The organism is Pseudarthrobacter polychromogenes (assembly GCF_014644495.1).
GTDB classification, from domain to species: Bacteria; Actinomycetota; Actinomycetes; order Actinomycetales; family Micrococcaceae; genus Arthrobacter; species Arthrobacter polychromogenes.
Map to the genome: position 1 here is coordinate 117,174 of NZ_BMKU01000008.1, position 13,535 is coordinate 130,708.

17 protein-coding genes and 1 other RNA gene are annotated in these 13,535 nt (G+C 63.9%); 11 read left to right on the forward strand and 7 right to left on the reverse strand.

Going from position 1 to position 13,535, the window contains the following annotated elements:
* Positions 1-53 precede the first annotated feature (53 nt).
* From IEX43_RS13620 to prfB, 5 genes are all read left to right on the forward strand, one after another.
* Positions 54-302 carry a hypothetical protein gene (locus tag IEX43_RS13620; RefSeq protein ID WP_188811796.1) on the forward strand — a complete coding sequence of 83 codons (249 nt, stop codon included), beginning with the start codon at positions 54-56 and terminating at the stop codon, positions 300-302.
* 51 nt (positions 303-353) lie between these two features.
* Entirely contained in the window at positions 354-731 is a 378-nt protein-coding gene (locus tag IEX43_RS13625) for a TadE/TadG family type IV pilus assembly protein (protein WP_188811933.1), read from the forward strand.
* A 142-nt stretch (positions 732-873) separates the two neighbouring features.
* On the forward strand, positions 874-1,233 hold the full coding sequence (locus IEX43_RS13630) for a hypothetical protein (RefSeq protein WP_308422239.1): 360 nt from the start codon (positions 874-876) through the stop codon (positions 1,231-1,233).
* The gene (locus tag IEX43_RS13635) at positions 1,230-1,676 is read left to right on the forward strand and encodes a pilus assembly protein TadG-related protein (protein ID WP_229666461.1); all 447 of its coding nucleotides are present in this window, start codon (positions 1,230-1,232) and stop codon (positions 1,674-1,676) included. Before IEX43_RS13630 ends, IEX43_RS13635 begins: the two co-directional genes overlap by 4 nt.
* A 107-nt stretch (positions 1,677-1,783) precedes the next feature.
* On the forward strand, positions 1,784-2,902 hold the full coding sequence (gene prfB / locus IEX43_RS13640; protein ID WP_188811800.1) for a peptide chain release factor 2: 1,119 nt from the start codon (positions 1,784-1,786) through the stop codon (positions 2,900-2,902).
* Positions 2,903-2,907: 5 nt separating this feature from the next.
* Here prfB and IEX43_RS13645 read toward each other — a convergent pair whose 3' ends face one another.
* Positions 2,908-4,716: a S8 family serine peptidase gene (locus tag IEX43_RS13645; protein WP_188811802.1), complete on the reverse strand. Its 1,809-nt coding sequence runs from the start codon at positions 4,714-4,716 to the stop codon at positions 2,908-2,910.
* Between the two features lie 397 nt (positions 4,717-5,113).
* On the opposite strand from IEX43_RS13645, the gene ftsE reads away from it, so the two are divergent.
* The 6 genes from ftsE (at position 5,114) to IEX43_RS13675 (ending at position 10,455) form a co-directional block, all read left to right on the forward strand.
* Positions 5,114-5,893, forward strand: coding sequence for a cell division ATP-binding protein FtsE (gene ftsE, locus IEX43_RS13650; protein WP_188811804.1), 780 nt, complete (start codon positions 5,114-5,116; stop codon positions 5,891-5,893).
* Positions 5,890-6,804, forward strand: a complete 915-nt coding sequence (gene ftsX, locus IEX43_RS13655) for a permease-like cell division protein FtsX (protein ID WP_104184959.1) — start codon at positions 5,890-5,892, stop codon at positions 6,802-6,804. The genes ftsE and ftsX overlap by 4 nt, the downstream gene beginning before the upstream one ends.
* A 26-nt stretch (positions 6,805-6,830) precedes the next feature.
* Positions 6,831-8,279 (forward strand): peptidoglycan DD-metalloendopeptidase family protein, encoded by a 1,449-nt coding sequence (locus IEX43_RS13660; RefSeq protein ID WP_188811806.1) that lies wholly within the window; start codon positions 6,831-6,833, stop codon positions 8,277-8,279.
* 84 nt (positions 8,280-8,363) lie between these two features.
* Complete coding sequence (smpB, locus tag IEX43_RS13665) at positions 8,364-8,837, forward strand: SsrA-binding protein SmpB (protein ID WP_050054575.1); 474 nt, start codon at positions 8,364-8,366, stop codon at positions 8,835-8,837.
* Between the two features lie 73 nt (positions 8,838-8,910).
* Positions 8,911-9,279: a transfer-messenger RNA gene (gene ssrA, locus IEX43_RS13670) on the forward strand.
* Between the two features lie 192 nt (positions 9,280-9,471).
* Entirely contained in the window at positions 9,472-10,455 is a 984-nt protein-coding gene (locus IEX43_RS13675; RefSeq protein ID WP_188811809.1) for a S1C family serine protease, read from the forward strand.
* Between the two features lie 2 nt (positions 10,456-10,457).
* Here IEX43_RS13675 and IEX43_RS20460 read toward each other — a convergent pair whose 3' ends face one another.
* The 6 genes from IEX43_RS20460 to IEX43_RS13700 form a co-directional block, all read right to left on the reverse strand.
* Complete coding sequence (locus IEX43_RS20460; protein ID WP_268238372.1) at positions 10,458-10,592, reverse strand: hypothetical protein; 135 nt, start codon at positions 10,590-10,592, stop codon at positions 10,458-10,460.
* A gap of 94 nt (positions 10,593-10,686) precedes the next feature.
* Complete coding sequence (locus tag IEX43_RS13680) at positions 10,687-11,055, reverse strand: hypothetical protein (RefSeq protein WP_104184956.1); 369 nt, start codon at positions 11,053-11,055, stop codon at positions 10,687-10,689.
* A 53-nt stretch (positions 11,056-11,108) separates the two neighbouring features.
* Positions 11,109-11,528 (reverse strand): fluoride efflux transporter FluC, encoded by a 420-nt coding sequence (locus tag IEX43_RS13685; RefSeq protein ID WP_188811811.1) that lies wholly within the window; start codon positions 11,526-11,528, stop codon positions 11,109-11,111.
* Positions 11,525-11,953 carry a fluoride efflux transporter FluC gene (locus IEX43_RS13690; RefSeq protein ID WP_188811813.1) on the reverse strand — a complete coding sequence of 143 codons (429 nt, stop codon included), beginning with the start codon at positions 11,951-11,953 and terminating at the stop codon, positions 11,525-11,527. Before IEX43_RS13690 ends, IEX43_RS13685 begins: the two co-directional genes overlap by 4 nt.
* A complete protein-coding gene (locus tag IEX43_RS13695; protein ID WP_188811815.1) occupies positions 11,950-12,690 on the reverse strand; it encodes a metal-dependent transcriptional regulator in 741 nt (246 codons plus the stop codon). Before IEX43_RS13695 ends, IEX43_RS13690 begins: the two co-directional genes overlap by 4 nt.
* 49 nt (positions 12,691-12,739) lie before the next feature.
* The gene (locus IEX43_RS13700; RefSeq protein ID WP_188811817.1) at positions 12,740-13,498 is read right to left on the reverse strand and encodes a class I SAM-dependent methyltransferase; all 759 of its coding nucleotides are present in this window, start codon (positions 13,496-13,498) and stop codon (positions 12,740-12,742) included.
* Positions 13,499-13,535 lie beyond the last annotated feature (37 nt).

Below are 13,535 nucleotides of genomic sequence, written 5' to 3' on the forward strand. Positions count from 1 at the left end.
GGGCCGCAAGAATGCAGAACCACCGAAGAACCGAATCAGGAATAGGACGGGAAATGAAAATGATGGGAAATCGCTGGGCATCCCTGCTCTTTGTCGTGAACGCCGCCCTGGGCACGGCCCTTTGCGCGGCAGCCCGTCGCGGCGACCATAGTGAAGGCTGCGACCACAAGGAAAGGGGCGACGTGCCTGGCTGGGTCATGATCACCCTGATGTCGGCCGTGCTGGTGGCGGCGCTGCTGGCCCTTGCCGGACCTGCGCTGGAGGCAATGTTCAACCAGGCGATGGATACGGTGGGAAGCTAAGCGGTGCCGACGTCCTCCCACCCGTCATGTCCGGCCCGCGGAGTCCGCGGCCTGGCCGCGACGCGGGAGCAGGGCTCGGCAGTGGTGGATTTTGTCCTGGTGGGTGGACTCCTCACGATGTTCTTCCTGGCCATCATCCAGCTGACCTTGATCCTGCACGTTCGCAACACGTTGATCGATGCCGCGGCCTCAGGCGCCAGGTACGGCACCCTCGCGGACCGGGAAGCAGCCGACGCCGAGGAACGGACCCGCAGCCTGATCGGCTCGGCTTTGAGTGCCGGATTTGCCGAACAGGTGAGCACCAGCGAAGTAACTGTTCAAGGCCTCCGCACCCTGGAAGTGACAGTGCGGGCGCCGCTGCCCGTCATCGGGCTCATCGGCCCCCGTGGCATGCTGGAGGTGAAGGGGCATGCCGCAGTGCAGCCATAGGCTGGGGGCACGACTCCTGAAACGCAGGATGGTCCACGTTCTCTGCCTGCGACCGCTCTCAGCAGCTCTAGGACGGGAAGGCAGGGAAGAGCACGAGCGGGGGAGCGCCGTTGTCGAGTTCACCTTCCTTGGACTCCTTCTTATGGTGCCGCTGGTGTACTTCGTCATTACCGTGGGGCAAATACAGGGCGGCTCTTTTGCCGTGGTGGGAGCAGCGGACCAGGCAGCCAAGGTATACGTCGCCCAGCCTGACGAACCGACGGCGCAGGCTGCCGCCGAACAGGCGGTGTCCATCGCCCTTGCCGACTTCGGGCACCAGCCTGATAAGGCAAGCATCTCAACGACATGCGACCCCGCCGACTGCCAAGCTCCGGGCACCGCGGTGACCATCACGGTGAGCCTGTCGGTGCCCCTGCCTTTTGTGCCCTTCAACAATGACTTCCGGTTGGCCGCAAGCGAGGTTGAGGCCTCCGCAACGCAACTGGTGGGCAGATTCAGATGACCGCCAGGACAAACAACGAAGACGGCCAGATGATGGTGATGATCCTCGGGTACGTGACCTTGGCCCTGCTTGTCACCACTGTTGTTATTGGCATTTCCTCTGTGTACTTGGAACACAAACGGCTGCTTTCCCTCGCTGACGGTGCCTCCCTGGCGGCAGCAGACAGCTACACCCTCGGGGACGTGGACACACAGGGCGGAAGTCCTTCAGCAACACTGAACCCGGCGCGGGTCAGGAACGTCGCGGCGGACTTCGTCTCAAGGAGCCCGGCTGCCCAACGCTTCAGCGGACTCGCCGTCGCTGGGTCAACTGGCAGCCCCGACGGCTCCACCGCCGTCGTCGTGCTGACAGCTGCTGTCCACCCTCCGGTTGTCAACTTCCTGGTGCCGGACGGCATAAGGATCGAAGCGACGTCGACGGCGCGCTCGCGCCTGACGCGCTGACCGGACAGGGTGAGGGCTACCTGCGGCCTACACCGGCCGGGCTGGCGCACGGCAGGGAAACCCGTGCATGCCGAAGCTTGTGCCGGATAGCGTAGGCTTAAACAACCATGGCCAATATTGATTTTTCCGCTGAAATCCGCGCCCTTCGCGCTACCTACGACTCCATTGAGCGGGTCTCTGATGTAGACGCGCTCAAGGAAGACATCGCCGAACTGAGCGAGCGGGCAGGCGAGCCGGACCTGTGGGACGACCCCTCAGCGGCGCAGAAAATCACGTCAAAGCTTTCGCACAAGCAGTCCGAACTCGAGCGCCTCAATAAGCTCGCCTCACGGATCGATGACCTCGAAGTCCTGGTGGAGCTGGGACAGGATGAGGACGACGCCGACTCGATGGGGGAGGCGGCCGCAGAACTAGAGTCCATCAAAAAGGCCCTGAAGGAACTCGAAGTGGTCACCCTCCTCTCCGGAGAATATGACGAGCGGGAAGCCGTCGTCTCCATTCGAGCAGGGGCAGGTGGCGTGGACGCTGCCGACTTCGCCGAGATGCTGATGCGCATGTACCTCCGCTGGGCGGAGCGCCACGGCTACCCCACCACGGTCATGGACACGTCCTACGCCGAAGAAGCCGGCCTGAAGTCCGCAACTTTCGAGGTAAAGGCGCCCTACGCCTTCGGCACCCTCAGCGTCGAGGCGGGCACCCACCGGCTCGTCAGGATCAGCCCCTTCGACAACCAGGGAAGGCGCCAGACGTCCTTTGCCGCGGTGGAGGTCATCCCGCTGATCGAGCAGACCGACTCCATCGAAATCCCGGACAACGAGATCCGCGTCGATGTCTTCCGCTCCTCGGGACCCGGCGGCCAGTCAGTCAACACCACCGACTCTGCCGTCCGCCTCACCCACATCCCCACCGGCACTGTGGTCTCCATGCAGAACGAGAAATCGCAGCTGCAGAACCGCGCCGCTGCCATGCGGGTGCTGCAGTCCAGGCTCCTGCTCCTTAAGAAGGAGCAGGAGGACGCCGAAAAGAAGGCGCTGGCCGGCGACGTCAAGGCGTCCTGGGGTGACCAGATGCGGTCCTACGTCCTCAACCCCTACCAGATGGTGAAGGACCTTCGGACGGAGCACGAGGTAGGTAACACCTCCGCCGTGTTCGACGGCGAAATTGACGACTTCATCGACGCCGGCATCCGGTGGCGTACGGATAACCGCAACGCCGACAAGTCCTAGATTGCTCAGGCCCGTGGCTGGTCGCCGATCAGGCTAGCGGCTGAAAGCCGGTACATGAAGGCAGCCATGGCCTCGCGGGACACTGCGAGGGTTGGACGGTAGGTCTTAGTGCCGTCGGGTTCGGTCCAGCCGTTGCTGATCCCGTTGCCAGCGAGCCACGTTATCTCCTTGTAGAACACGTGATCGGGGGCCACGTCTGTGAAGGGCGACGCTGCTGATGGAACGTAGGCGGGACTTCCTGCAAGCCGGTACATGAAGGCGGCCATGGCCTCGCGGGACACGGCGAGGGTTGGACGGTAGGTCTTGGTGCCGTTGGGTTCGGTCCAGCCGTTGCTGATCCCGTTGCCAGCGAGCCACGTTATCTCCTTGTAGAACGCGTGATCGGGGGCCACGTCTGTGAAGGGCGACGCTGCTGATGGAACGTAGGCGGGACTTCCTGCAAGCCGGTACATGAAGGCGGCCATGGCCTCGCGGGACACGGCGAGGGTTGGACGGTAGGTCTTAGTGCCGTTGGGTTCCGTCCAGCCGTTGCTGATCCCGTTGCCATCGAGCCACGTTATCTCCTTGTAGAACGCGTGATCGGGGGCCACGTCTGTGAAGGGGGACGCTGTAACCGGCGCCGAGGCCTTTGCCGGCCGCAGATGCAGCAGTCGGTTTGGCGTGTTAGCCCCTGACCTTGCAATGACCCCTGTCACAGCTGCGGAGACTATAGTCTCCGATACCTGGGCAGGCGTCAGGAGGGGGTCCTGGGCCAGCAGGAGCACCGCGGCCCCAGCTACGTGGGGTGCCGCCATTGAAGTCCCGCTCGCCGACGCGGTCGCGGTTGTCGACGTGTGCCAAGCGGAACTGATTCCGACGCCCGGGGCGTACAAATCCACACAAACTCCGTAGTTTGAGAAGGAAGCCTGCCGGTCTGAAGAATCGCTGGCTGCGACACTGAGGGCAGCGGGAAGCCGCGCAGGAGAGCTGTTGCAGGCATCTATGGCAGAGTTTCCGGCAGCCACCACTGCGGCGACGCCGTCGTTGATGACGTTCTGGACAGCGACGTCGAGCATTTTGCTGGTCGGGCCGCCCAGGCTGAGGTTGACTACGGCAGGGCTCCAGTCACGGTGGTCGGTGGCAACCCAGTCGAGCCCGGCTATGACATCTGAGTAGTAGCCCGAACCGTTACAGTCCAATACCCGGACTGGAACGAGCACCGCAGACTTGGCCACCCCGTGGATTTGCCCGCCGACGGTTGCAGCGACATGCGTGCCATGACCGTTGCAGTCGGTGGTTCCACGTCCGTCATTCAGTGCTGTCCAACCGGAAGTCACACGCCCGCCGAAATCTGAGTGGGATGCAAGGATCCCCGTGTCCACAACGTAGGCTCTGACACCTGACTGGCTGGAGGAGAAAGTAGTATAGGAGCCGGACAGGGGAAGGTTTTGCTGGTCCAACCTGTCCAATCCCCATGGAGCTGGTTGCTGGGTTTCGGAAATATTCACCCGTGCATCGATCTCCACGGCAGCGACCCTTTCTGAGCGGGCCAACGCCTCCGCTTGCCGCTCCGTTGCCTTGATTGCTGCACCGCGAAGTACTTTCCCAAACTTGTGGCTGACACCGATTCCCTTGGACTCCAGTGCGAGCACTTCCCGCGGGACGTCCACACCCGGTGCGAACTCAACCAGGTACCGTCCGGGCTCTTTCGCCGCCACAGGGCGTGCTGCTGCCGCCGTTATTTCCCCAGCTGCCGTCACCGGAGCTGAGATCAGCATGACGACTGAGACCAGGAGGACGACAAGGGCGCCGCGCCCCGGAAAAGCGAAATACATCTTTATTCCTCACAAAACTTGGGCGGGTGCTGAAAATGCACCGCTCGCCTTCGAATCTGAGCTTAGGGGCGTCCCGTGCCCTCCAGACGAACCTCAGGTTATTCTGTGGGGAATTTGTGGAACCTCGGCAAAAGCAAGCAAAGCAATCGGTTTTTGGGCCGCATTCCCGCTCACGTAGCCACAGGACGGCCATTTGCCGGCACGGCGAAAAATAGGCCCCACAGCGGGGCCAGGCACACGGATCCGGCGACACGCCCCCTGAAACCGGTGTGATACGCGGGAACTCCTGCGTATAGTCGAGGGGCCGGGGCCCTACTTCCCCCACACGAAACCCGCGCACCGGCTGCAGAACTGGGCTGCATCAGAATCAGCCATGCCCTGCAGGGTACTTAGGGCCATGATCCGATTCGAAAATGTCACCAAGGTCTACGACCAGAAAGCGCGGCCCGCGCTGGACGCTGTCAACCTTGAGATTGACCGCGGCGAATTCGCCTTCCTGGTCGGTGCATCCGGCTCCGGCAAATCCACCTTCCTCCGGCTCGTCCTCAAGGAGGACCGGGCAACATCCGGTGCCGTCTACGTCGCCGGGCAGAATGTCGCCAAGATCTCCAGCTGGCGCGTGCCGAGGCTCCGCCGGGGAATCGGAGTCGTCTTCCAGGATTTCCGGCTCCTGCCCCAGAAGAACGTCTTCGCAAACGTCGCCTTCGCCATGCAGGTCATCGGCAAAAGCCGCAGCGTCATCCGCGATACCGTCCCCGAGGTCCTCAAGACGGTGGGCCTCGAAGGCAAGGAACACCGCATGCCGCACGAGCTCTCCGGTGGTGAGCAGCAGCGCGTGGCCATCGCCCGCGCCGTCGTCAACCGTCCAGGGATCCTGCTCGCCGACGAGCCCACCGGAAACCTCGACCCCACCACCTCAATGGGCATCATGGGCATCCTGGACAAGATCAACCAAAACGGGACCACCGTGGTCATGGCAACACACGACGACGACATCGTCAATGAAATGCGTAAACGCGTGGTGGAACTCAAGAACGGCGTCGTCATCCGTGACGAGGCAAGGGCGCTTTACACCTCGATGATTCCGGTTGTAGGCCAGTCCCGCAGGCTCAAGGACGCCAGCGGGCGGGACGCCCCCGAAGCTGGAGTTCCCGGCGAAGGCGAGGGGCAGCGATGAGGCTCGCGTTTATCCTCGGTGAGATTGGAAGCGGACTCCGCCGCAACCTCTCCATGGTGGTCTCGGTCATCCTGGTCACCTTCGTCTCGCTCACCTTCGTGGGTGCAGCAGGCATGCTGCAGATGCAGATCAACCAGATGAAGGGCTATTGGTACGACAAAGTCCAGGTGGCCATCTTCCTTTGCAGTGAAGGCTCGACGGCGGCAGGTTGCGCCAGCGGACCGGTCACCGCCGAACAGCAGGCCAGCCTCAATACACTGCTGGAGTCTCCCGCCGTGGCGCAATACGTTAACGACTTCCAGTTCGAGTCCAAGGAGGAGGCCTACAACCACTTCAAGGACCAGTTCTCCAATTCACCCATCGTGGACTCGGTGACCCCCGACCAGCTGCCGGCGTCCTTCCGGATCAACATGAAGGATCCGGAAAAGTACCAGATCATCAGCGAGACCTTTTCCTCCCAGCCCGGCGTTGAGACGGTCATTGACCAGCGCCAGCTGCTCGAACGCCTGTTCTCGGTGATGAACGGCGCCTCCCTGGTGGCAGTCAGCATCGCCGGCGTCATGATTGTCTGCGCAATCCTGCTGATCGCCACCACCATCAGGCTCTCGGCGTTCAGCCGCCGCCGCGAAACGGGGATCATGAGGCTGGTGGGCGCGTCCAAGACAGTGATCCAGCTGCCGTTCATCCTCGAGGGCGTCATCGCCGCGGTGATCGGCGCCGCCCTGGCCTCGGCAACGCTCTGGGCCGTGGCACACTTCTTCCTCGGAGAATTCATGTCCCAGCAGTATCCCGACACTGCCTTCATATCCTCCGGCCAGACGCTGATCCTGATTCCCGCACTGCTAATCCTTGGTGCATCCTTGGCTGGAATTTCGTCTCTCTTGACCTTACGCAGATACCTTCGCGTCTAGGTATGCAAATAAATCGAGGAATGCCCATGAATGCACCGGACAAAAACGCTTCCCGCTCCCGGCGAAACGGCGCGCGCAGTGCGGCGCCCCGCACCAGCCTGCTCAGTGGTGTGCTGGCTGTTGTCCTCGCCGCAGGGCTGGCATCGTCAACGCCGGCGGCCTTCGCTGACGAGCTTGAGGACCGGCAGGAAGCCCTTGAGGCCGAGGCCTCACGCGTCCAGCAGTCCTTGGAATTCGTCGATTCGCGCATCGCCAAGGCAGCCGGCGACCTGGTGATCTACCAGGGCCAACTTCCCGGGGCACAGCAGGCGCTCCTTGAAGCGCAGGGCCGTGTGGCCGGTGCCGTCAAGGAAGTTGAGGCGCTCTCCGCCCGCGTGGACATGGCACAGCAGAACAAGGCCAAAATCACGCAGCAACTCGAGTCTGACAAGCAGAAGATCGCCGACACCAAGAAGCTGATCGGCCAGATTGCAACACAGGCCTACAAATCCGGCGGCGTACCCTCCAACCTTTCCCTTTTCTTTGGATCCAACAACGGCGGCAGCCTGACCGAAACCATGGACCTGGCGGACCAGGCCATGCGGAGCCAAAACGCTGCCATGGACAAACTGTCGCAGCAGAGCGCCACCAACGTGAACTCTGAAGCGCGCCTCCAGGCGGTCGAGGCCGAGATTAAGGACCTGAAAGCCAAAGCGGATGCAGCCCTTGAGCGGGAAAAAGCCGCCCGCGATGAAGCGGCAGCGAAGAAGGAACAGGTCGATAAACTGATCGCCGACACCACCCGCCTGGACGCGGAGCTGCAGGCTGCCAAGCCCGGCATCCAGTCTCAGCTGGCAGGCGTCCAGGCGAGCCAGAATGCGGTGGCAGCCGAGATCCAGGAACGCGACCGCAGACTGCGGGAAGCCTGGGAAGCAGAGCAGCGCAGGAAGGCAGAAGCAGCTGCGGCAGCAGCGGCTGCAGCCGCCGCAGCCGAAGCCGCAGCCAGGAACCAGCCGCCCCCGCCAGCGCCCCCGGCACAGTCGTTCATGCCGCCAGTCGGGTCGCCGTCGGCATTTGGCCTCCGGCATCCCTTTGACGGCAGCGTTCCCATCACGTCCGGATTCGGATGGCGGGCCACCCCGCCGGGCACCATCGACTTCTATGGCCAAGGTGGGTACATGCACACCGGGCTGGACTTCGGCGCGGCCTGTGGCACACCCGTCTATGCGGCGGCAGCCGGGGAAGTATTCAGCTCCGGCTGGAACTCTGGTGACGGAGGCGGCTGGCGGGTGAAGATCTCCCACGGCCTCATCGAAGGCAATACCCTGAACACCATCTACTACCACAACGCCAGCATCGTGGTCTCCAACGGCCAGCGGGTTTCGCAGGGACAGCTGATCGCCTACTCCGGCAACACGGGCAACTCCACAGGCTGCCACGCCCACTTCGAAACCTGGCTGAACGGCAGCCCGGTGGACCCAATGAGGCTGCTGTAGCACCGTCTTCACCCTGCCGTACACTGGTATGACTCCGCGCCGGTTGGCCCGGAGGACAACCGAACTGACCTGAGGAGCTTTCCCTTGCCTAAAGAAAGTGGCCGTAAAGTGGTGGCCACCAACCGCAAGGCCCGGCACGACTACCACGTGCTGGATACCTACGAGGCTGGAATCGCGCTCATGGGCACCGAAGTTAAATCCCTGCGCGAGGGCCACGCCTCCATGGTGGACGGCTTCTGCACCTTCTATAACGACGAGCTGTGGATGGAAGCCATCCACATCCCTGAGTACAACCAGGGAAGCTGGACCAACCATGCAGCCCGCCGGCGCCGCAAGCTCCTGCTGCACCGTGAGGAACTCATCAAGATCTCCCACAAGGTGCGCGAATCGGGCTATACCATCGTCCCGCTGCAGCTCTACTTTGTGGACGGCCGCGCCAAGGTGGAAATCGGTGTGGCCCGCGGCAAGCGCGAGTACGACAAGCGGCAGACCCTGCGCGAGCAGCAGGACAACCGCGAGGCGCAGCGTGAGATGCGGGAGCGCAACCGGCGCCGCTAGGAATGTTTTGACGCGGACGTGCGTTATGATGAATAGTCCGGTGGGCCAGCCTGCCGGTTTGATAAAAGAATATGGGGATGATCGGTTTCGACGATGTTAGTCGCGACAGGTGAAGCGGGCCGAGGATGCAGAATTATCTCGTAAACGCTGTCTGCAAACCAATAAGTGCCGAATCTAAGCGCACTGACTTCGCTCTTGCTGCCTAAGCAGTAAGACAGTCCGTCAGCCCGAGGTTGCTATCGCCCCGGATCCTGGCGTCATTTAGATAGCCACTGCTGTCCACCTCCGTCATCGGGGTGAACGGGACTCTTAGATGACTGGGCCCGGATCAGCCAGCTGTTTGCAGCATGGCTGGGGCCGAGAAAATCCGACGCAAACTGCGCCCGGAGAAGCCCTGACAACACGACATCGGACGGGGGTTCAATTCCCCCCATCTCCACATTTTGACAATGCCGCAAGGTACAACGAAAGGCCCGGACACCCCGTCCGGGTCTTTCGTTGCTTAAAAGCTGTTCACCGATGGCGTAGCGGTTCCGGGACTAGCGGCGGCCGTCCTTGGGTTGTCCCCTATAGGATCCGGCGTTGCAGTCCCCGGTCGAGCGCCGGAGGCGGTCGGAGCCGCCAGGAGGTACCCATGGACCGGATGCCCGGCGCCACTCCGGGGGAGTACGACGACGATGCCTTGGACTCGTACTCCCGAACGGTCATGCGCGTGGCTGAGATGGTGACGCCGTACGTTGCAGCCATCGAAATGACCAGCGCCCACCGGAACGGACGGTTCCGGGTGGGGGCAGGCTCGGCCGTCCTCTTTACCGAGGACGGTTATCTCCTCACGAATTCCCACGTCGTGGCCGGCACGCACAAAGGCCATGCTGCGTTCGCGGACGGCAGCCGGACTGATCTCGAACTCGTGGGGGCTGATCCGTTGTCGGATCTTGCCGTGGTCCGCGGGAAAGCGCCGAAAGCCACTCCTGCCCGGTTCGGCGACGCCGAGACCTTGCGTGTGGGACAGCTGGTGATCGCAGTCGGGAATCCGCTCGGGCTGGCGGGGTCGGTCACGGCCGGAGTGGTCAGCGGCCTGGGCCGTTCCATCCCGGTCTGGGCAGGCGGCAACCGGAGGGTGATCGAGGATGTCATCCAGACCGATGCGGCACTCAACCCAGGCAGTTCCGGCGGCGCGCTGGCGGACGCGCATGGCCGGATCGTCGGCATCAACACGGCAGTGGCAGGCGCCGGTCTGGGACTCGCCGTTCCCATCAACACAACAACACGGCGCATCATCTCAGCCTTGTTGGGAGACGGGCGGGTCAGGAGGGCATACCTGGGCGTGGTCAGCACGCCGATCCGGCTGAACGCCAGCGCAATGATCAGGACGGGCCAGCGGGACGGGCTCAGGGTGGTGGAGGTTCTGGCCGGGTCACCCGCAGACGTCGCAGGCCTGGAGGCCGGCGACGTCATCCTGACCGCCGGAAGCCGCGCCGTCAGCAACGCCGAGAGCCTGCAGAAGCTGCTGTTCGCCGATGCGATCGGACAGCCACTGCAGATCAGGGTGCTGAGGCGCGGCAGGGAAGAGGACCTCGTTGCCGTCCCCGAAGAAATGCAGGCAAACGGGCAGTAGGACTACCGGCGCTTCTTCAAATGCGCGACCGCGTCCTGGTCAGCCTCAGGGTGCTTGGACTTCTTCTCGGCGCGTTTTTCCTTGATGGTCTTGACCGGCTTCTTTGCCAGGTTCTGGTGGGGTGTTTTGTCCGGCATGGTGCGTGCTCCTTATAGCAGGGGACGGGCTGCGTCCCTCCTCGTAAGCTACGCCCTTTCGGCCCCGAATGTAATGGCCTGGAAGTGCGGGAAATCAGTCCGGGACAGGCACGTCTGCGATGCCCACAAAACGTGTCCCCACGCCGTCGAACTCGCTGCGGACGAACCCCGGGCGGACCGCAGGCACCTCGTCCGGGCGGTGGTGGCCGCAGATCACGTAGGTAAAGTCCGGCCACCACTTCTTGGGGCGGGCCGCCTCCTCGTAGCCGCAGACCGCGCATTCGAGGTGGACCCAGACCGGGCGCTTGCCCGTGCGGTTGGCACGGGACTGGACCAGCCAGGGCGGAGGGTTGTCCAGGATCTCGCCCAGCTGGGCCTCGGTCAGCCATTTTGGAAGGCCGTGGCGCTGTGCCATCTCCATGGGTACATCAAGGGCAATGGCCGCGTCGCGTCTGCTAATCATCACCATCCACGATACGGGAGCCCACCAAATCAGGGCCCCCGGGGCCGCGCTTCCTAAACCGTAGATACCAGGGCGATCCCCGCCGCCGCCGCAGCCAGGCCCAGGACCAGGTTGGCGGCAACGTTCACCGCAGCCGACCCGAGGCGTTCCTCGCTCAGCAGCCGCACCGTGGCCGTGGTCCAGGAGCTGAAGGTGGTGAGCCCGCCGGCTAAGCCTGTCGCCAGCCCCGCCTGCCACTCCGCGCCCAGCCCCAGTCCCGCACTTAGACCGTGCGCAGCGCCGATTATGAAGCACCCCGCCACGTTCACCAGCAGTGTGGCCCAGGGCCAGTGCAGCCTCACGGAGGTCCCGGCCCCATGGCCGCCGGCACGCACAGTCTGCCGGGAGCTGTGATGGGCGAACCAGCTGTCAATGCCGAAGCGGAGGAGGGCGCCTGCCACCCCGAAAAATCCCACCAGGACCGCGGCTATCATTGGCCGCTCCCGGACGGTCGGCCAACAAGTTTTCCGGTCCGCCACCCAAGGCCTGCCGCAGCCAGCCCCAGGCCCACGGACAGCCCGAGGTACGCAGTCCACACTCCGTGCTGCCCCTCCCGCACCAGCTGGTCCAGGGAGAAGACCACAGCGGAGAACGTGGTGAAGGAACCCAAGAGACCTGGCCCCAGCCCTGCCCGCAACCAGAAGGGCGTGCGCGGGCGGGCCATCCAGACGGTGGTCAGGGCGGCCAGGACAAAGCTGCCCGCCACGTTGATGCTAAGGGTGGTCCAGGGAAAGGATCCGGAGACCTCCGGAAAGGCCAGCCCCAGGACGTACCGGAGTTCTGTCCCCGCCAGGCCCCCTGCGGCAACGGCCAGCCAGGCGCCTGCCCTGGGTGCCCACGATGTCTTCGGCCCGCTCATGCCCCGGGCGAGCTGGGGGGAAATCCGGCGTCCGCGAGAAGGCAGCCTGGGTGGGGGCGGTCGCTGTGGACCCACAGCGCCGACGTGATCTCATCGGCCAGGTCGTAGTCGCGGGTACGGCCTGAGTCCCGGACACGGACCACCAGGGCGCCTCCGAACGGCCTGCGGCCCACCACCTCCACTTCGGCGTCGAGGTCTATCTCTTCGGCCGCAAGGTAGCGGAGCAGGTCCGGGTTGTCATCGCTGATCCGGGTGATGCGGCCCGTGTGGCCCTGGTCCAGCTCTCCCATGAGGTGAGCTCGGGGCATAAAGACCTGGCCGTCCGCCGTGGGGATCGGATCGCCGTGCGGATCCCGCTGCGGGTTGCCCAGTTTCGCCGCAACGCGTTCTATGAACGTGTCCGAGACGGCATGCTCCAGAAGCTCGGCTTCGTCGTGGACCTCGTCCCAGCTGTACCCAAGCTGCTGAACGAGGTAGGTCTCTATGAGGCGGTGGCGCCGCACCATGGCAAGGGCAAGCTGCAGGCCGGACGCCGTGAGCCTGATGGCACTGTACGGCTTGTGGTCCACCAGGCCCTGGTCCTTCAGCTTCCGGACCATCTCCGAAACGGAGGAATTGGCCACCCCCAGGCGCTGTGCCAGCTGGGAGGAGGTGATGGGTTTGTCCTGCCACTCAGTGAAGGAATAGATGACCTTGACGTAGTCCTCTATGGAGGAGGAGGGAGCACTGGTCTTCACAGGATCCAGCCTACCGGCTGCCCTTGGCCGCACGTGGACTGGAGGGCGCTCATGCCCGGACCGCCCGCCATGCGAGCGTCAGGTACGGCAGTTTCAATTCCTCGTCCGGCCCGTGGCCCAAGTGGTCGTGCAGGTACCAGTCCAGGTTGGCCAGCACTTTCGCCCGGGTGGCCTCGCCGGCGCGCAGGTAGTAGCTCCGGGATTTTGTCAGCTCCATCAGGTCTGCGGTTGTCACGGAGTCCTGCCAGCGCGTGAGGTGGTCCTCCAACGCCTCGAACTCGGGTCCTATGAGCGGGCGGTGGCCGGGTTTGTAGACATCCCCGGCATGCATGATCCTGGAGAGCCGGTGAACCCAGGGGACGGACGTGTCCAGCTGGTTCCAGACCAGTCCCAGCGTTCCGTGGGGGCGGAGGACGCGGGCCAGTTCCGTGCTGGCCCTCAGGGCATCGCACCAGTGCCACGCCTGCGCTACGGTGACGACGTCGAAAGCCGCGTCAGGCAGGCCGGTCGCCTCTGCGGTGCCAAGGACAGCCGTGGCGGCGGGGCAGTGCTCAGCCAACTGCCCGAGCATGTCCGCTGACGGGTCCACGGCCGTGACGGACAAACCGAGGTCCAGCAGCAGTTCGGTGAATTTCCCGGTACCGGCGCCTACGTCGAGCGCATTGCGTGCCCCTTGAGGCACCAGCCAGCGCGCTGATTCGGCAGGGTAGCCGGGCCGCACCTGCTGGTAGTGCCTGCCGCCATCCTGGAAGCTCTGGCCGAGCTCCCGGCGCCGGCCGTGATCCAGCCGTGGGCCACCCCGTGCCACGCGCGGCCTCCTTCATCCGGTTCCTTTGGTGTCCTCC